Genomic DNA, 18,151 nt, shown 5'->3' on the forward strand with positions numbered 1-18,151 from the left:
TTATTTATGGCAAAAGCTTTGGACCGATTTGATCCTAATCCAAGAAAAAATATTTCATTAAAAACTAAACTTATTGCAATGATTGTCGGCGCCAGCATGATAGGTGTATTTGTTTCTGGTGCTGTTGCATTTGCAGTTTTTAACCGGGGTATGCATGCTCAGAGTATTGAAGAACTTGAAAATACCACCGGTGGTGTTAAATGGATTCTCGAAGACTGGCTTGATACTCTGGGTGGTTACGGTGATATGCTGGCTTCAACCGATCATATTAAAGGTTATCTTGATGGTACTTATACAGATGATCCAAACGCATATCTTAAGGAAAAAGGTGAGATTTGTGAGGTAGATCTTCTTGCAATTACCGATACAAGCGGTACTATTTATGCCGGCTGGGAGATTAAACCGGGTGAGAAACCAAATCTTCCAATAATTCAGGCTGCACTAAAAGGTAAAAAAACTTATGCATATACCAAACTTGGAGCTATGACTTATGGGTTGGTTTTTGCTACTCCAGTTATTAAGAATGGTAAAACTCTGGGCTGTCTTCTTATTGCTTATGATATTGCAACAATGGGGTCAGATGGATATGTAGGTATTGTTCATGATTATCATACAGTTGAGTGTACAGTATTTGATGGTAAAACTCGTGCTGCTACAACACTTGGCGTTCACATGCTTAATACCCAGCTTGATAATGAAGCAATCGTTAAGCAGGTTCTTTATGATGGTGTAGAATATGTAGGAAAGAACACGATTGCCGGAGTTGAGTATTATACAGTTTATACACCACTCAAAAATGATGACGGTACAGTTTCCGGTATGGTTTTCGTAGCGAAGGCTATGAGTGTAATTGATAAGGTAAGAAATCAGACTATTTCAATGATAGTTCCGGTTGCAATAATTCTTTTCTTGATTCTTTCTACAATCGGATACTTCTTCGTTCGCTGGATTATGAAGCGAATAAATAATGTTACTGTTTTTCTTAAAGATCTTTCAAGCGGCGAGGCAGATTTGACAAAGCGCTGTAATCTTTATGTTCGTGATGAAATTGGCGCACTCATTATCAACTTTGATATTTTTATGGATAAATTACAGGAGATTGTAAAGACTCTTAAAGATTCAAAGATAAATCTTGGTGTGAGTGGAGACAATCTGGATGCAGGAACACAGGATACTGCAAGTTCAATTACAGAAATTCTTGCAAACATAGACTCTATTCATGCTCAGATAAATAATCAGGGAAACAGTGTTTCAGAAACAAACAACTCGGTTCATCATATTTCAAGTGCAATTACAGATCTTGAAAATCTGATCGAAGACCAGTCAGCTAGTGTAACTCAAGCTTCTGCTGCGGTTGAAGAGATGATTGGAAATATTAATTCTGTAAACAAATCTGTAGAAAAAATGTCTTCTTCATTTAAGTCTCTTGAAGATAATGCTGAGATTGGCTTCTCTAAACAGGAAGACGTAAATGAACGTATTCGCCAGATTGAAGGTCAGTCGGAAATGCTTCAGGAAGCAAATACGGCTATTTCTGCAATTGCTGAACAGACTAACCTTCTTGCTATGAATGCGGCAATCGAAGCGGCTCATGCAGGTGAAGCAGGTAAGGGATTTGCGGTTGTTGCCGATGAAATCCGTAAGCTTTCTGAAACATCTTCTGAACAGTCAAAGAAGATTGGTGAACAGCTTAATAAGATTATGAATTCTATTATTGAGGTTGTAGGTTCTTCTAGCGAAGCAAGTACGGCGCTTACAGAGGTATCTTCCCGTATTAAGGAAACAGATGAGCTTGTAATTCAGATTCAGTCTGCAATGGAAGAACAAAATGAAGGTTCAAAGCAGATTATGGAAGCCCTTCGTCATCTGAATTCTTCTACAAGTGAAGTTCGTAATTCTTCTCAGGAAATGTCTGGAAGAAACGAACAGATTGTAAAGGATATGCAAATTCTTAAGGAATCAACCGATATGATGAACACCAGTATGGAAGAGATGGCTGTTGGTGCCCGAAAGATTAATGAGACAGGAGCAACTCTTGGCGACATTTCTGTTCAGGTTAGGGAATCAATTCAGCAGATTGGTGCGCAGGTAGATTTGTTTAAGGTTTAAAATCCAAAAAAAAAATAATATTTTTCTCGAAAATAAATTTAAATTTGCTTTTTTGACATTTATATATGATACTTTAAGCAGGATATTTAAGAATATATTTAATAATATATTTAAGAATATATGGAGAGAGAACATGTCAAAAGAGTTGAATAGGTTTGATCCAAACCTCAGGCGAAATTTGTCATTAAAAGCAAAGCTTATAATGATGATTGTTGGAGCCAGCGTAATCGGTGTATTTATGTCTGGCGCTATTTCTTTTTTTACCTTCGATAAGGGCTTTCTTGAAAAAACAGTTCAAGATCTTCAGCATACAACAAACGGTGTTCACTGGATTTTAGATGACTGGCTTGAAACACTTGATGGCTATGGTGATATGCTTGCCTCAATGGATCGTATTCAGGGTTTTATAGACGGAACCTATGATGATTACGATAAAGATGCATATTTATCAGATAAGGGAAAAATCTGTGATGTTGATCTTCTTGCCCTTACTGATAAATCTGGAACAGTTATAGCAGGTTATAATGTAAACCGTGGATACAAAAGCTCACTAACGTTAGTTAGTAAAGCGCTTGGTGGTAACAAGTCCTATGCGTATTGTGAGTTTGGAAATATCGGGTATGCGCTTGTCTCTTCTACACCGGTTATAAAAAACAATCAGGTTATTGGTGCCCTTTTAATTGGTTATAATATTGCAACAATGGGACAGCAGGGGTATGTATCAATTGTCCAGGCTCATCATTCTGTGGATTGTACAATTTACAAAGGAAGAATTAGAGCTGCAACTACACTTGGTGCTAATCTTGTTGGTACAGAACTTGAAAATGATCTAATTGCAGATGCAGTGTTGAAAAAAGGTCAGCAGTATTTAGGTCAGAATAAAATTAATGGTATCGATTATTTTACAATTTATGATCCTATAAAAAATGATGACGGCTCAATAGCCGGTATGGTGTTTGTTGCAAAAACCATGTCGTCTATAAATGCAGTCAGAGATCAGTCAGTTAAGATTATTATTCCTTCTTCCATTCTTCTGTTTTTCATAATTGCTGCAGGCTGTATACCATTTATTCGCTGGCTTGTTAAACGAATTAAAGGTGTTTCATATTTTCTTGCAGACCTTTCTACTGGTGATGCTGATTTAACAAAACGCTGTACGCTTTATTGTTATGATGAAATTGGAGAGCTTATAATAAACTTTGACAAATTTATGGACAAGCTTCATGATATTGTAAAGAACCTTAAGACTTCAAAAGAAGACCTTGGTTTAAGTGGTAATAATCTTGATGAAGGTACAGAAAATACTGCAAGTTCAATTACAGAAATCATTGCGAATATCGACAGTATTCATTCCCAGATTAATAATCAGGATAAGTGTGTTAGTAATACCAGTGATTCAGTCTTTCATATTACAAAATCAATTAAAGAACTTGATGTACATATTGAAGACCAGTCTTCCAGTGTAACGCAGGCTTCTGCTGCTGTTGAGCAGATGGTTGGTAATATAAATTCTGTAAATAAATCTGTAGCACAAATGACATCTTCTTTTAAAACCCTTGAGACTAATGCTGAAACAGGCTTCTCAAAACAGGAAGATGTTAATGAGCAGATTCTTAAGATAGAAGGTCAGTCGGAAATGCTGCAGGAGGCAAACTCTGCTATTTCTGCAATTGCTGAACAGACAAATCTTCTTGCGATGAATGCTGCGATTGAAGCTGCTCATGCCGGTGAAGCAGGTAAGGGCTTTGCAGTTGTAGCAGATGAAATCCGTAAACTTTCTGAAACCTCTTCAGAGCAGTCTAAAAAAATTGGTGAGCAGCTTACAAAAATTATGGAAGCAATTTCCGGAGTTGTTAATTCATCTCATGAAGCAAGTTCTGCTCTTACTCAGGTTTCAAGCTGTATTAAGGAAACAGATCAGCTTGTGATTCAAATTCAGGCTGCAATGGAAGAACAGAATGAAGGTTCAAAGCAGATTATAGATGCCCTTAAACATTTGAATACTTCTACGAGTGAAGTTCGTGATTCATCACATGAAATGTCCGACCGCAATAAGCAGATTGTAACGGATATGCAGAGTCTTATAGAATCAACTGCTTATATGACCACCAGCATGTCTGAGATGTCAATAGGTGCAAAAAAAATCAATGAGACTGGCTCAACCCTCAGCGATATTTCGAATCAGGTTAAGAGTTCCATTGATAAGATTGGCGAGCAGGTAGATTTGTTTAAAGTGTAACGTGCGCGGTGGTTGAGCCTGTCGAAACTACCGTCATTGCGAGCACGAAGTGCGTGGCAATCTATTCAAATATCTCTTTGACTGCGGTCATGTACTTATTGCCGCGGTCGAACTCATTGCTAAACATACCAAAAGAAGTAGCCCCCGGTGAGAAGACGAAAACTTCTTCTTCACCGCGGTGGTTGAGCTTGTCGAAACCACTTTTTGCTTCCCGTAACAGCGGCTCCAGCCCGTCAAATGGTCCGTGGTATTTAACTCCAGCCTTATCCAGTTCCGGAACAAGTTTGTCTGTTGCAGTTCCTGCAAGAAGATAAATATCCTTTACCTTGATTGTATCTGCATCTGGCGCGGTAAGAGTCTTAATAAGCGGAGTAAGTTCAAGGCCTTTTTCTGTTCCACCTGTCATAAGAATTACAGGTTTTCCAAAAGCCTGAGTTGCGGCAGCGGCTGCTTCTGGAACAGTTGCGCAGGAATCATTATAAAATTTAACTGTTGTGCCGGCTTCATTTTTCCAGCTGTGGAAATACTGAAGACGATGGTCGATTCCTGGCCAGCGCTGAAGAATCTCTTTAATACGGTCATCTGGAATTCCCATAAGATGCATTACTGTTGCAGCATTCTGTGCGTTTGTTTTCATATGAACGCCAGGAACTAAGAGTTCGCCGAGGTCAAGCTTCCAGGTTGCCTTGTCGCCATATCTTAAAACTGTTGCTTTTGTTTCACTTGCAAAGCGGTCTCCCCAGTCATCAGAATCAAAAATTGAATAATCGCCCTTTGTCTGATCTGCGTAAATAAGGCGCTTGTCTGCGACATAAGATTCCATGTCGCCGTACCAGTTCTGATGGTCTGGAACAATCTTTGTGATGACAGCGATGTGAGGACGGAGCACGCCACGGCCGCGGAGGTCTGCGAGCTGCCAGCTTGAAAATTCTATAACAACCGGAGTGTCGCCGCTTACTTCATCAAAGAATGTGAGAGGGCTCACGGTAATGTTTCCACCAAGGAAGGTTGTAAAACCAGCCTGAGATAGTCCGTAATAAATTGCGCTTACTGTAGAAGACTTTCCTTTGCTTCCTGTTACAGCGATAATCGGGCAGTCTGTAAAGCGAAGGAAAATGCTGAGGTCAGATTCAATGGCGTGGGCAGCCGCAAGGTATTTGTTGCCTTCAAATTTTACGCCAGGGTTTTTAATTACACAGTCGGCGTTTTCAAAATCTTCTATGCGGTGTTCACCGAGGCGGTAAGTGAGGCGGCTGTGGTCAAGGCTTTCGTCTGAGTTCAGTTTATCTACAGTGGCCTTGAGCTGCTCTTCAGTTTTCATATCGGTGACAGTTACGTATGCACCCTTTTTCAAAAAGAAACGCACCGCAGCTTCACCGCCGCCGTTAAGACCAAGGCCCATAACAGTAACCTTTTTATCTTTAATATCTTCAACTGATTTGAATGCGCACTGGCGCGGATAAACGTGTGGTGTCATAAGAACTCCTGAAAGCCCGGTGGTTGAGTGTTGCAAAGCAACGTATCGAAACCACCATATGAGCCGAAATCTGCGGTGGTTTCGATACGGCACTCTGTGCCTACTCAACCACCGTAAAAAAAAGAGGCCTCCCGAAAACTCAGGAGGCCTGTTGCCGGGAACCGGGGTCGAACCGGCACGCTGATTGCTCAGCACAGGATTTTAAGTCCTGGGCGTCTACCAGTTCCGCCATCCCGGCAAGTGAATATCATCATATAGGAAATAATGGATATTTTCAAGACGGGTGGTTTTTATTATAATCGTGCTTATGTTTAAGAATTATCTCTGGATTTTTTTGATTTCAATGGTGCCGCTGATTGAGCTTCGTGGAGCCATTCCGGTTTCGCAGGCAATGCAGCTTCCGATTATTCCTTCATATATCGTCTGTATAATCGGTAATATGATTCCGGTTCCAATTATCTATCTTTTTGCACGTAAGTTTCTGGAGTGGGGACAGGATAAAAAAGTTATCGGCGGAATTTGCCGTTTCTTTCTTGTAAAGGGAACTGCTGCCGGTGAAAAAATGCAGTCAAAGGCTGGTCGCGGAATCTTTTTAGCACTTCTGCTTTTTGTTGGAATCCCTTTGCCGGGAACAGGTGCGTGGACAGGAACACTTGCCGCAAGCCTTCTGGATATGCGTTTCCGTGATACAGTAATTGCAGTTATGCTCGGAGTTTTGCTTGCCGGCCTTATCATGATGGCAGGAAGCCTCGGTTTATTTACAGCACTCTTTGCCGCTTTAGGAAAATAATATGTACATTCTTGTTATGAAACAATTAATCACTATGGCACTGATTGCACTTAGTGGTTTTATCTTTGCAAAGATTTTTAAGGTTGAAGAATCTCAGCAGAAATTTTTGAGCAAGCTTTTGCTTTACTTCATCAACCCATTCATGGTCGTTAAATCATTTAATCTTGAGTTTGATGCGGATAAGCTTGCACAGCTTGGTTTTGTTTTTGTGATTGCCCTGATTCTTCATGGCGTGATGATTCTGCTCGGATATTTTTCAAGCAAAGAACAGGTAGACAGACTTTCGGTTTGTTTTACAAACTGCGGCTTCATCGGTATACCTTTGATTCGCGGCGTGTTTGGAGATATCGGTGTTTTTTATTTGATGGGCTATCTTGTTGTCTTTAATATTCTGATCTGGACTTATGGCTTTTATATTATGAGCGGTTCAATCAATCTGAAAAAGATTATTACAAATCCGAATATTGTTGCAGTAATTCTTGGTGTTGCAATTTTCTGCAGTCCATGGACTCTGCCGGAATTTATTGCCCGCCCAGTTACAATGATTGGTGATTTGAATACTGCAGTAAGTATGATTCTGATTGGTATTCTTCTTGCAAACTTTAAGCCAGCAGACGGAAAAAAATATGCACTCAAAATTGTTAAGGTAAGTCTCTTGCGTCACGTTGCCTGTGCTGTTTTGAATATTGGAATTTTGTATGTTGTCTGGAAACTCTTCCCGAATGTACCGGACTGCCGTATTCTTCTTTTTGTAGCTTTGATTTGTTCAATGTGTCCTGCTGCAACAACTATTCCGGGCTTTGCAGTTTTGTTTAATCGTGATGAAACTTATGCCAGTCTTATAATTTCTTTTACAAGTATTCTGTGCATTTTCTTTTTACCAAGCTTTGTTGCTCTTGCAGAACTTATAATAAAATAACTTTTGATGTTATAATAAAGCTATGAACGTTTTCACCATTATTCCGCCGCTTGTACAGTTGAATGCTCCATATCCGTCTGGCGCATATCTTACTTCATTTTTTAAGAAGGAAGGTCATGACGCACACTGGGCAGATTTAAGTATTGAACTTTTCTATGAGATTTTCAGCCGCAGCGGACTGGAAAAACTTTTTTCTCTCTCAGAACAGAGTGCACTTACGATGGCAGACAAGGCAGAGAAAAATGGTGATGACAATACTGCATTTAATATCCGCCGTTATATCAGCCAGAAAGAAATCTGGATTGAATGGATTGATTTTATAACTGCCGTATTGAGCGGTGGCGGGGCACGCGAAAAGGAACATCAGTTTTTATATTCTCCGTTTGCGCCGCGCGGTCAGCGAATGGAAAACTTTCTGGAGGCACTTGCTCAGGACGGCCGTGAGCCTTCTGTTGATGATGTGCGATTTTTGTGTTCTTATGCACTCGCAGATTTAGCAGATTATATTACCGCAGTTTTTGACAAAGAGTTTTCACTTATCAGATATGCCGAGGCACTTACAGTTGATGAGCGAACTTTTGCCGAAGTAGAGAAGGGCCTGGATTCGCCGGTGCTCGAACATTTTTATAAACTGGTACTATGTCGTCATGCTGAACTTGTTTCAGCATCTGACGAAAAGACTCTTATCTGTATTTCCATTCCATTCGCCGGGACTTTTGTTCCAGCTCTGTATACTGCCCGCTTTCTGAAATCGCAATATGGGCAGAAGGTTTTTATCTGCATAGGCGGCGGCTTTGTAAATACAGAACTTCGGGATCTGCGAGATGCTTCACTCGGAAAATACATCGATGCAATTTCTTATGATAGAGGTTATGGTTCATACAAAGCGTTATTTGATTCTATTAAAAATATGGGAACTGAGTCTGCGGTAGTTTCGACAGGCTCAACCACCGTATTTTGCGAGCCTCTTTACAAACTTCGCATTTTCCAGAACGGTAAAGTAATAGAGCCTGTCTGGACTGATGAAAAATATGAAAAGTATGAAACCGAAATTACAACTCAAATTATTCCAGATTATTCTGATATTGATTTTTCACGATACCTGCGCATGTGCGATGATAAAAACGCAATGCACAGAATCTGGACAGATGGTTCTTGGATAAAGGCTTATCTTGCGCATGGCTGCTACTGGCACCGCTGTGCCTTCTGTGATACTCAGCTGGATTATGTCTGTGCCTACCGACCGGTAGTTGTAGAAAAACTTTATGAAGGCCTTTTAAAAACTGCCCGCGAAAAAAATGTCTACGGAATTCATTTCGTAGATGAAGCAATGCCACCGGTTGCATTAAAACGGTTTGCTCTTGAAAATGCAAAGCATGGAAATCCGCTTTACTTCTGGGGAAATATCCGTTTTGAAAAAACATTCACAAAAGATTTTGCAGCTTTCCTGAGCTACTGTGGACTCGGTGGTGTATCTGCCGGTCTTGAAGTTGCTGCCGAAAGCGGACTTGAGAATATCAATAAAGGAACAGACATCCGCTCAATCATCCGTGCCTGCGCCGCGCTCAAGGAGGCGGGCGTTCTCGTTCATGCCTATATGATTTATGGTTTCTGGTATGACACTGCGCAGACAATCCTCGACTCAATGGAAACTCTCCGCCAGTTTTATGCTGCCGGTCTTTTAGACAGCTGCTTCTGGCACAAGTTTGTACTTACAAAAAACTCAACGGTTTACACAGAATGGAAAGAGGGGAGGCAGAAAAACTTGCAGCCAATTGAACCGAAGTCAGATAAAAAAGGTGGACTCTTTGCCGGCAATAACATTCACTTTAAGGGCGAAAATCAGTACGACAAATTTGGTCTTCCTCTGGATACAGCTCTTGATAACTGGATGCACGGAAATAAAATTGAGATGAAGGTTCAAAAGTGGTTTGATTTTCAGGTTCCAAAACCAACTGTTTCAGAAAACTTTATAGACAGCTGTATTGAAGAATACGAGCAGATAAATAAAAAACGCATGGCTTCGCTGAATGCTCAGAATGTGAAAAATGTATGGTGGCTTGGCGGAGCCCCGGTCCGTTGCGGAACGCCGAACTTGGCCGGCACAGGCAATACAGAATACCGCTGGCTCTACCTGATGGAAGAACAGACCGCCCCGGCAAAGTTTATGGATGTCGAACTTCTTCTCGCACTCCGCCCGGAAGCTTCAGACGAAGCCCGAACTGCCGCGTTAAATAAAATAACCGCGACCCCGGAAGCAATCTCAAATCTGAAAAAACTCCTCGGCCGCGGCCTTGTATTATTAGATTTCTAAAAAATATAGTCATGCTGAACTTGTTTCAGCATCTAATCTTTTTATAGATCCCGAAACAAGTTCGGGATGACGTTTCATTTTATGAAATCTCAACAGTCTCAATGTGAGCGCCCAGCTTCTTGAGCTGTCCAACTAAATCTTCGTAACCTCTTTCAATCTGATAAACGTTACTGATTCGGCTTGTTCCGTGTGCACACATTGCAGCGATTACCATTGCCATACCGGCACGGATATCAGGAGATACAAGATGGTCTCCATGCAACATGCTTGGTCCGCAGACAACAGCACGGTGCGGGTCACACAAAGTAATTTTTGCACCCATAGAAATCAGCTTATCAACAAAGAACATTCGGCTTTCGAACATCTTTTCAAAAATCAAAACTGTACCGTCAACCTGAGTTGCAGTTACAGTCATGATTGAAGTAAGGTCAGCAGGGAATCCCGGCCAAGGCATATCATCAATTTTAGGAATTGCATTTCCAAGATCATCATTTACCTTAAGGTTCTGTGTGTTTGGAACTGTAAGTTCATCGCCGTCGATGCTCCAGCTGATTCCAAGCTTTGCAAAGCTGTATTTGAGCGGACGCATTTCTTCAGCGCGTACACCCTTGATTGTAATCTTTCCTTTTGTTGCGGCAGCCATACCGATGTATGAACCGATTTCAATATAGTCAGGTCCAATGGTAAACTCACAGCCGTGAAGTTTTTTTACACCTGTGATGCGCAGAATGTTACTTCCGATTCCACTGATTTTTGCACCCATTGCAACGAGCATTTTACAGATGTCCTGAACATGAGGTTCGCTCGCACAGTTCTGAAGAATTGTTTCGCCTTCAGAAAGGGCAGCAGCCATAACGGCATTTTCTGTAGCAGTTACTGATGCTTCATCAAGGAAGATGTCTGCACCAACAAGCTTTGTTGCAGAGAACTCAAATCGTCCGTTTACATGGATGTTTGCACCAAGAGCTTTGAGTGCAAGGAAGTGAGTGTCTACACGGCGGCGACCGATAACGTCACCACCAGGAGGAGTCATTTCACATTTTCCTTTGCTTGCAAGAAGAGGTCCTGCAAAAACGATTGAACCGCGAACCTTTTTTGTAAGGTCGCTTGGAAGTTCTGTTGTTTTGATTTTATCGCACTGGATTTTCCAGTTGTGTTTGCTCAGCTTTTCAACTTTTGCACCAAGAGATTTCAGAATCTCAAACATTACGTTTGTGTCCTGAATCTCCGGGATATTGTGAAGGATAACCGGCTCATCTGTCATAAGAGTTGCCGCAATACATGGCAAGGCTGCGTTTTTGTTTCCGCTTGCTGTAACTGTTCCCTGAATCGGATATCCACCCTCAATTACATATTCGTGCATTATTTCACCTTTTGTGTTAATAAGTTAATTAATACATCGGCAGCTTTTGCACACTGGTTTAGAGAAAGCCATTCATTTCTTGAATGGAATTCATGAGCTCCAGTAAAGATATTTGGGGTAGGAATTCCAAGTTCTGTAAGACGAGAACCGTCAGTTCCTCCACGAATTGGTTGTTTGATTACTTTTACACCGGCATCTGCGTAGGCTTTTTCCAGGCGTTCCAGAATTTCCGGATGCTCGTCGAGCTTTGCCTTCATATTCAGATACTGCTGTTTGAATTCAACTTCATAACTGCCACCGAATTTTGCAATAACTTTTTCAGCAGCAGCCTTGATGATTTTCTTTTCATTTTCGATTTCGTCTGTATTGAAAGAACGAAGCAGCATTTCTACGTTTGAGCTTTCAATAGTTCCGTTGATTTCCATAGGAGCAATAAAGCCTTCAAAGCCTTCTGTTGTTTCAGGTGCCATATCATGAGGAAGGGCAGCAGCAAATTCTCCGGCAAGAGTTACAGCGTTAATCATACCATCAGCCTTTCCGCTTCCAGTATGACAGGCTTTTCCTGTAAAGCGCACATTTGCGGCCCAGGCATTAAAGCATTCAGATTCAAGTTCGCCTTCATCTCCACCATCAACAGTAACTGCAAAATCAGCCTTAAGAATATTGAGAGGAACTTTATCCATTCCGTGACCTGTTTCTTCATCCGGAGAGAACATTACTTCAATCGGACCATGCTGAAGGCCTTCTTCCTCATAATGATTCATAAGATATTCAACAGCAGCCATAATTGCAGCAACACCGGCCTTGTCATCAGCGCCAAGAAGAGTAGTTCCATCAGATTTTACGATTGTATCATCCTGACCAGTTGGAGATTCTGATGCAGAGAGCATAGAGATTACTGGCTTTACGTTTTCGCCGGTAACTTCATCTACAGTATCCATATGAGCCATCAAAAGGATGGTAGGATACTTTTTACGCTCTTCAGGTTCAACAATATTCGAGTCAATTTTTGCAACAACGTAACAGTTGTCTGTAAGATAAACATTGCGGGTTCCAAGATTACGGAGTTCCTTTACAAGAATCTTAGCGATGTCCCACTGACGTTCAGTTGAAGGGAACACACCTGCGTCTGCGGCTTTTCCGTCACTTTCTGACCAGATTTTCACATATCTGCAGAAACGGTCCAATAATTTATTTTCTTCTTCTTTATTATTGTAAATGTAATTCATAGTGATGGAATTATAATGATTTTAAGAAATAGGTGCTAGTTGTAAGATTTTTATATCTATAATATACAGAAATCTTCACCTGAAAATGGGCTCCCGTGGGAAAACACACAGGGCTGCTCGCGAGCTAGTTTTTTGTGTTAACAATCCTGCGGTTTTTCTTCGAAAAATCCTCGGATTGTTTTCGATGGCTAAGCGCCAAAACTCCTCGAGGCAGCCCTGTATGTTTTCCCACTCCGCCCGTTTTCAGGTGCTTATTTCTGAAAATATTTATATTTCTCCAACGATTTCGTGAAAATAATCATAAAAAAAGTGAATTTTGTTAAAGCAAGAACCCAGATGTGATTTATACTTGAATTATTGGAAACGTTTCCAGAAACGTTTCCATAACAGAAAACATTTGATTAAAAGTTTTTTGAGGAGGAACTTTAATGAAAAAACTGATCGTGGGCACATGTGCTCTGCTCGCAGCTGCAATGACAATGAGTGCTGCAGCAAAAAAAGGAACTGTACGTTATTTGAACTTCAAGCCAGAAGTAGCTGCAGTTTATGAAGAACTTGCCGCAGCTTATGAAAAAGAAACTGGCGTAAAGGTAATCGTTGAAACAGCTGCAAACAACACCTATGAATCTACTCTTACAGCAAAAATGGCTACAAAACAGGCTCCTACATTGTTCCAGGTAAACGGACCAGTAGGTTATTCAACATGGAAAGATTACTGTGCTGATCTTACAAAGACAGAAATCTATAAGCACCTTTCAGACAAATCACTTGCTATTACAGACAAAGGTAAGGTATACGGCATTCCTTATGTAGTAGAAGGTTACGGAATTATCTATAACAAGGCAATTACAGACAAGTATTTTGCACTTTCTTCAAAAGGCACATCATTCAAGAGCATGGACGAAATCAACAACTTTGCTAAACTCAAGGAACTCTGTGATGATATGCAGGCTCACAAAGCTGAACTCGGAATTAAGGGTGTATTCGCATCTACATCTTTGAAAGCTGGTGAGGACTGGAGATGGCAGACACACCTTGCTAACCTTCCTGTTTACTATGAATTCAAGAACAACAAGATTGATTTGACATCAAATGCAACACATGAAATCAAATTCCAGTATGGAAATAACTTCAAGAACATCTTCGATCTTTATACAACAGACTCTGTAATCGACAGAAAGAATGTTGGTGTTAAGACTGTAGATAACTCAATGGCTGAGTTCGCTCTTGAAGAGTGTGCAATGGTACAGAATGGTAACTGGGCTTGGGGACAGATCGCTGGTGTATCTGGAAACAAGGTAAAGGCTGACAATGTTAAATATCTTCCAATCTATACAGGAGTTGCTGGTGAAGAATCACAGGGACTTTGTGTAGGTACAGAAAACTTCTACTGTATCAACAAGAAGGCTTCTAAAGAAGATCAGAAAGCAACTGCTGACTTCATCTACTGGCTCTATTCTTCTGCAACAGGAAAGAAATATGTAACAACAAAGCTTGGCTTCATCGCTCCATTCGATACATTTGCTGACAACGAAAAGCCAACAGATCCATTGGCTAAGGAAATCCTTCGCTACATGGACAAGAAAGGATCTGTATCTGTAGCTTGGAACTTCACATTGTTCCCATCACAGACATTCAAAGATAACTTTGGTGCAGATCTTCTTCAGTACTGCCAGGGTTCTAAAGACTGGAACACAGTTTCTTCTAACGTAATCAACAACTGGAAGAAAGAATGGCAGCTTAAGGAAGCTGAAGATTACTAATCTAGGTTTTTAGTGAACACACAATCTCACAAAAAATAGTTTTTTTTAAGGAACCGGCTGCTGAGAATACGGCAGACTCTGCAGATAACAGCCGGTTCCTTTTTTTTTGAACAATTAAAAAGATGAGGAGGTCAAATAATGGAAAATAAAAAAGAAATGAGAAAATATTTTCCTGTATTTGTTTTACCAACGCTGCTTGCATTTACAGTGTTTTTTATCGTTCCCTTTGTGATGGGATTCGGTCTTTCGTTTACTAAGTTTAAAGTAATCACAAATGTTACCTTTGTAGGTTTTAAGAATTACATCAAAGCGTTTACTCTGGACGACAGTTTCTTTCATGCACTTGGTTTTACCTCTCTGTTCACAATTGTTTCTATGATTACAGTAAACGTGTTTGCTTTTCTGCTTGCGCTTTTACTTACAAAGGGAATTAAAGGAACAAACTTTTTCCGTTCCGTTTTCTTTATGCCGAACTTAATTGGTGGTATTGTACTTGGTTATATCTGGAATCTTCTTATTAATGGTGTGCTTCTGCATTTCTTTGGAGAAGATATTTCGTTTAATGCAAAGTACGGTTTCTGGGGGCTTGTAATTCTTACAAACTGGCAGCTTATCGGTTATATGATGGTTATCTACATTGCCGGTCTTCAGAACATTCCAACTGATATTCTTGAAGCAGCTTCAATTGACGGCTCATCAGCACTCAGAACACTTTTCAAAATCAAAATACCTATGGTAATGCCTTCTATTACTATCTGTATGTTCTTAACTTTGACAAACTCATTCAAGATGTTCGACCAGAACCTTGCGCTCACAAACGGTGCTCCAGGTTCAGATACCGAAATGCTTGCTTTGAACATATACAAAACTTTCTACGGACGCTCTGGTTTTCAGGGGGTAGGTCAGGCAAAGGCTGTAATCTTCTTTATTCTTGTAGCTCTGATTGCCTTTGTTCAGCTTAAACTCACAAACAGAAAGGAGATTGAACAATAATGGTTGATAATAATAAATCTGTGAAAAATGTAATCCGTTTTTCAATTCTGGTTATTCTTACCGCAGTTTTCATTTTCCCGATTCTGCTTGTTTTGATGAACTCGTTTAAGTCTCGCCTTTATGTTTCGACAATTCCGTTTGCATTCCCTCGTGGAGATATGTATGTAGGATTTGAAAACTATATTAATGGCGTTACTTCTTCTGGTTTTGTTGTAGCCTTCCTTCGTTCTGTTTGGATTACAGTGGCAGGAGTTCTTTTGATTGTTGTGGCAACTTCAATGTGTGCCTGGTATATTGCCCGCGTAAAATCTAAGTTCTGCAGAATTCTCTATTATATGTTTACCTTCAGTATGATTGTACCGTTCCAGATGGTAATGTACACAATGACTTTTGTTGTAAACCGCATGAACTTTGATAATGTATTTGGAATCCTTTTTGTATACCTTGGTTTTGGTGCTGGCCTTACAGTATTTATGTTTACCGGCTTTGTAAAATCAATTCCACTGGAAGTTGAAGAAGCGGCAACTATTGATGGATGTACTCCTCTTCAGACTTATTTCCAGATTGTATTCCCGATGCTCAAACCTACTGCAATTACAGTAGCAATTCTTCAGGCGATGTGGATCTGGAACGACTATCTTCTTCCATATCTTGTACTCGGTTCAGATCATAAAACAGTGCCTGTTGCAATTCAGCTTGCAATGCAGGGAGCCTATGGTTCAACTGATTACGGTGGATTTATGGCAATGCTCGTACTTACTATTATTCCTATTATTATCTTCTATATTTCTTCTCAAAAGTATATTATTAGAGGAGTTATAGCAGGAGCTGTAAAAGGTTAAAAAATGACCATCAAGGATATTGCTAAAGAGTGTGGCTGCGGAGTTGGTACAGTTTCCCGGGTCTTGAATAATCATCCGGACGTAAGTGGAGAAACTCGTGCTAAGGTAATGTCGGTTGTCGACAAGTACGGGTTTGTCCTGAACAAAAATGCCAGTCTCTTAAAAAGTCAGGACAGCAGAACTATAGAGATTCTCGTAAAAGGTACATCGAGCCCTCTTCTTAATGAGATGCTGAGTGTTGTGCTCAACAGAATGGAAGGCCTTTCTTACAATGCGAGCGTAGTTGTCCTTGATGAATATGATAATGAGGCACTGGTTGCCAATCGCGTTTATTACGAGCACAAGCCTCAGGCAATGATCTTCCTTGGTGGTAATCCAGACAGATATGGAAATGATTTTGAAAAGGTTAGGATTCCATGTGTTCTGGTTTCCAATGAACCTAATTCAGTTACTAATGAATATCTTTCAAGTGTGAGTACAGATGATATTGCGGCTTCTGAGTATGCAGCAGAATATCTGATTAAAAAAGGTCACACGAAGATTGGTGTAATTGGTGGTGATTTTGAAAGTTCAGAAATCACAAAGAAACGTTACAAAGGTTTTCTTAATGCAATGGAAAAGCATGGCCTTGATTTTGATCAGGAAAAAGCCTATGCGGTTTCAAAATATTCTTTCGAAGGCGGCGCTTCTGCCGTTCGCAATCTGATTAAACGCTCTCCAGACTTAACAGCAATTTTTACCATGGCAGATTCAATGGCAATTGGAGCCTGCCGTGCACTAAATGACATGGGGATTTCTGTCCCTGATGATATTTCCATCACAGGCTTTGACGGACTTCCTTATGCAGATTTTTATTCGCCACGTATTTCTACTATTAGACAGCAGACAGAGCGGCTCGCGGGGGATGGCCTTGCGGTGCTGTTGAATATGCTGGAACGAAAAGAGCCGGCACGGCAGGTGCGGATTCCGTTTGAGTTCGTCGAAGGTGAAAGTGTGAGAAGTCTGAATTAACTTCCTAAATAATTAACAGAGATCTTACACAAAAAAAGTGCTCCCGTGGGAAATGACATAGGGGTGCTCGCGAGCCAGTTTTTTTGTGTTAACAATCCTGCGGTTTTTGCAGGCAAAAATCCTCGGATTGTTTTCTATGGCTAAGCGCCAAAACTTCTCGAGGCACCCCTATGCCATTTCCCACTCCGCACTTTTTTTGTGCAACTCTGTGATTTTGCCTGCGTCCCACAATTTCAGTCCCGCCTTACCACACCTTCCGCTTAAAAGAAAATGAATATACCCCTTAATTCACAGAGTGTCAAAAATCAACAGTGAGCTTTTTTGTGTTTTTTTATACTAAACTTACATCTATTAAAGAACTCCGACCCGGGCACCCGGAAGCGGGCGGAGTGGGAAAATTAACTGTGGAGCGTGGGAAGGGAGGGAAGAAATTGTGGGACGCAGGCAAAATGAAAAAGTGTGTAAGGCCGCTGGCGGCCGTTGTTCAATAGCAAAGCGTTAAGAAAAATGCGACAGCATTTTTTAGCTTTACTTCTTCTATTGCTTTTTCAGTTTTGCCGTCGCTGGGACCCGCAATTTGTTCCCTCCCTTACCACAGTTATACTGTCCGTTATATTCCCACGGGAGCCCGCTTGCGGGTGATATGAGCCGGAAAAGTCTTTGAAAAAAATGTAAAAAAAGTAAAAAAAAATACAAAAAAAACAGGGTGCGCTATTGACACTTTTTGGTGAAAGGGATATATTCATTTTCACCGTCGCAACACAGAGTTGCGGCAACGAACTAACAAAAAGTTCTTTGACAGATCAGGGAAGGAAATAACTGACTAAATAATTTTTTATGTTTTTTATATCAACGAACAAAAACATACCCGCAAGTTTCGGTTCTCGAAACTTGATTGTAAATCAATTCAGCAAATAGATAAAAGCTGGAGAGAACAATTTATGAAGATCATTACCCTTCGGGCTATTGAAATAATCATGGAGAGTTTGATCCTGGCTCAGAACGAACGCTGGCGGCGCGTCTTAAGCATGCAAGTCGAGCGGTAAGATTGGTGCTTGCACTAATCCTAGAGCGGCGGACTGGTGAGTAACGCGTGGGTGAC

General features: G+C 40.7%; 12 protein-coding genes, 1 tRNA gene and 1 rRNA gene. 10 read left to right on the forward strand and 4 right to left on the reverse strand.

Going from position 1 to position 18,151, the window contains the following annotated elements:
• Positions 1–6: 6 nt before the first annotated feature.
• Both BM161_RS13755 and BM161_RS13760 read left to right on the forward strand, forming a co-directional pair.
• Positions 7–2,109, forward strand: a complete 2,103-nt coding sequence (locus BM161_RS13755; RefSeq protein ID WP_074933752.1) for a methyl-accepting chemotaxis protein — start codon at positions 7–9, stop codon at positions 2,107–2,109.
• Between the two features lie 133 nt (positions 2,110–2,242).
• Positions 2,243–4,348: a methyl-accepting chemotaxis protein gene (locus BM161_RS13760; protein ID WP_074933755.1), complete on the forward strand. Its 2,106-nt coding sequence runs from the start codon at positions 2,243–2,245 to the stop codon at positions 4,346–4,348.
• Positions 4,349–4,409: 61 nt separating this feature from the next.
• Here BM161_RS13760 and murD read toward each other — a convergent pair whose 3' ends face one another.
• Positions 4,410–5,825 carry a UDP-N-acetylmuramoyl-L-alanine--D-glutamate ligase gene (murD, locus tag BM161_RS13765; protein ID WP_074933758.1) on the reverse strand — a complete coding sequence of 472 codons (1,416 nt, stop codon included), beginning with the start codon at positions 5,823–5,825 and terminating at the stop codon, positions 4,410–4,412.
• Positions 5,826–5,977: 152 nt separating this feature from the next.
• Positions 5,978–6,063 (reverse strand) — tRNA-Leu (locus BM161_RS13770).
• Between the two features lie 69 nt (positions 6,064–6,132).
• On the opposite strand from BM161_RS13770, the gene BM161_RS13775 reads away from it, so the two are divergent.
• From BM161_RS13775 to BM161_RS13785, 3 genes are read left to right on the forward strand one after another with little or no spacing between them, the layout of a single operon-like run.
• Positions 6,133–6,615 carry a COG2426 family protein gene (locus tag BM161_RS13775; RefSeq protein WP_074933761.1) on the forward strand — a complete coding sequence of 161 codons (483 nt, stop codon included), beginning with the start codon at positions 6,133–6,135 and terminating at the stop codon, positions 6,613–6,615.
• Between the two features lie 16 nt (positions 6,616–6,631).
• Positions 6,632–7,534, forward strand: coding sequence for an AEC family transporter (locus tag BM161_RS13780; protein ID WP_177206253.1), 903 nt, complete (start codon positions 6,632–6,634; stop codon positions 7,532–7,534).
• A 22-nt stretch (positions 7,535–7,556) separates the two neighbouring features.
• Positions 7,557–9,848, forward strand: a complete 2,292-nt coding sequence (locus tag BM161_RS13785) for a radical SAM protein (protein ID WP_074933768.1) — start codon at positions 7,557–7,559, stop codon at positions 9,846–9,848.
• A gap of 79 nt (positions 9,849–9,927) precedes the next feature.
• On the opposite strand, the gene murA is transcribed toward BM161_RS13785, so the two are convergent.
• Positions 9,928–11,211, reverse strand: coding sequence for a UDP-N-acetylglucosamine 1-carboxyvinyltransferase (gene murA, locus BM161_RS13790; RefSeq protein ID WP_074933771.1), 1,284 nt, complete (start codon positions 11,209–11,211; stop codon positions 9,928–9,930).
• Complete coding sequence (gene pepT / locus BM161_RS13795) at positions 11,211–12,440, reverse strand: peptidase T (RefSeq protein WP_074933774.1); 1,230 nt, start codon at positions 12,438–12,440, stop codon at positions 11,211–11,213. Before pepT ends, murA begins: the two co-directional genes overlap by 1 nt.
• A 428-nt stretch (positions 12,441–12,868) precedes the next feature.
• On the opposite strand from pepT, the gene BM161_RS13800 reads away from it, so the two are divergent.
• The 5 genes from BM161_RS13800 to BM161_RS13825 form a co-directional block, all read left to right on the forward strand.
• Complete coding sequence (locus BM161_RS13800) at positions 12,869–14,203, forward strand: ABC transporter substrate-binding protein (RefSeq protein ID WP_074933777.1); 1,335 nt, start codon at positions 12,869–12,871, stop codon at positions 14,201–14,203.
• A gap of 138 nt (positions 14,204–14,341) precedes the next feature.
• Positions 14,342–15,196 carry a carbohydrate ABC transporter permease gene (locus BM161_RS13805; protein WP_074933780.1) on the forward strand — a complete coding sequence of 285 codons (855 nt, stop codon included), beginning with the start codon at positions 14,342–14,344 and terminating at the stop codon, positions 15,194–15,196.
• Positions 15,196–16,038, forward strand: a complete 843-nt coding sequence (locus tag BM161_RS13810; RefSeq protein WP_074933782.1) for a carbohydrate ABC transporter permease — start codon at positions 15,196–15,198, stop codon at positions 16,036–16,038. The genes BM161_RS13805 and BM161_RS13810 overlap by 1 nt, the downstream gene beginning before the upstream one ends.
• Positions 16,039–16,041: 3 nt before the next feature.
• Entirely contained in the window at positions 16,042–17,049 is a 1,008-nt protein-coding gene (locus tag BM161_RS13815) for a LacI family DNA-binding transcriptional regulator (RefSeq protein ID WP_074933785.1), read from the forward strand.
• A gap of 974 nt (positions 17,050–18,023) precedes the next feature.
• Positions 18,024–18,151 (forward strand): 16S ribosomal RNA (locus BM161_RS13825); the annotation flags it as partial.

The organism is Treponema bryantii, assembly GCF_900113965.1.
GTDB lineage: Bacteria > Spirochaetota > Spirochaetia > Treponematales > Treponemataceae > Treponema_D > Treponema_D bryantii_A.

What these genes read in the sequence shown, in the direction of transcription:
- BM161_RS13775 (WP_074933761.1), top strand. Translation starts at nt 6,133, where the DNA reads ATGTTTAAGAATTATCTCTGGATTTTTTTGATTTCAATGGTGCCGCTG.
- BM161_RS13815 (WP_074933785.1), top strand. Translation starts at nt 16,042, where the DNA reads ATGACCATCAAGGATATTGCTAAAGAGTGTGGCTGCGGAGTTGGTACA.
- BM161_RS13755 (WP_074933752.1), top strand. Translation starts at nt 7, where the DNA reads ATGGCAAAAGCTTTGGACCGATTTGATCCTAATCCAAGAAAAAATATT.
- BM161_RS13800 (WP_074933777.1), top strand. Translation starts at nt 12,869, where the DNA reads ATGAAAAAACTGATCGTGGGCACATGTGCTCTGCTCGCAGCTGCAATG.
- BM161_RS13760 (WP_074933755.1), top strand. Translation starts at nt 2,243, where the DNA reads ATGTCAAAAGAGTTGAATAGGTTTGATCCAAACCTCAGGCGAAATTTG.
- BM161_RS13785 (WP_074933768.1), top strand. Translation starts at nt 7,557, where the DNA reads ATGAACGTTTTCACCATTATTCCGCCGCTTGTACAGTTGAATGCTCCA.
- BM161_RS13780 (WP_177206253.1), top strand. Translation starts at nt 6,632, where the DNA reads ATGAAACAATTAATCACTATGGCACTGATTGCACTTAGTGGTTTTATC.
- BM161_RS13805 (WP_074933780.1), top strand. Translation starts at nt 14,342, where the DNA reads ATGGAAAATAAAAAAGAAATGAGAAAATATTTTCCTGTATTTGTTTTA.
- pepT (WP_074933774.1), bottom strand. Translation starts at nt 12,440, where the DNA reads ATGAATTACATTTACAATAATAAAGAAGAAGAAAATAAATTATTGGAC.
- murD (WP_074933758.1), bottom strand. Translation starts at nt 5,825, where the DNA reads ATGACACCACACGTTTATCCGCGCCAGTGCGCATTCAAATCAGTTGAA.
- BM161_RS13810 (WP_074933782.1), top strand. Translation starts at nt 15,196, where the DNA reads ATGGTTGATAATAATAAATCTGTGAAAAATGTAATCCGTTTTTCAATT.
- murA (WP_074933771.1), bottom strand. Translation starts at nt 11,211, where the DNA reads ATGCACGAATATGTAATTGAGGGTGGATATCCGATTCAGGGAACAGTT.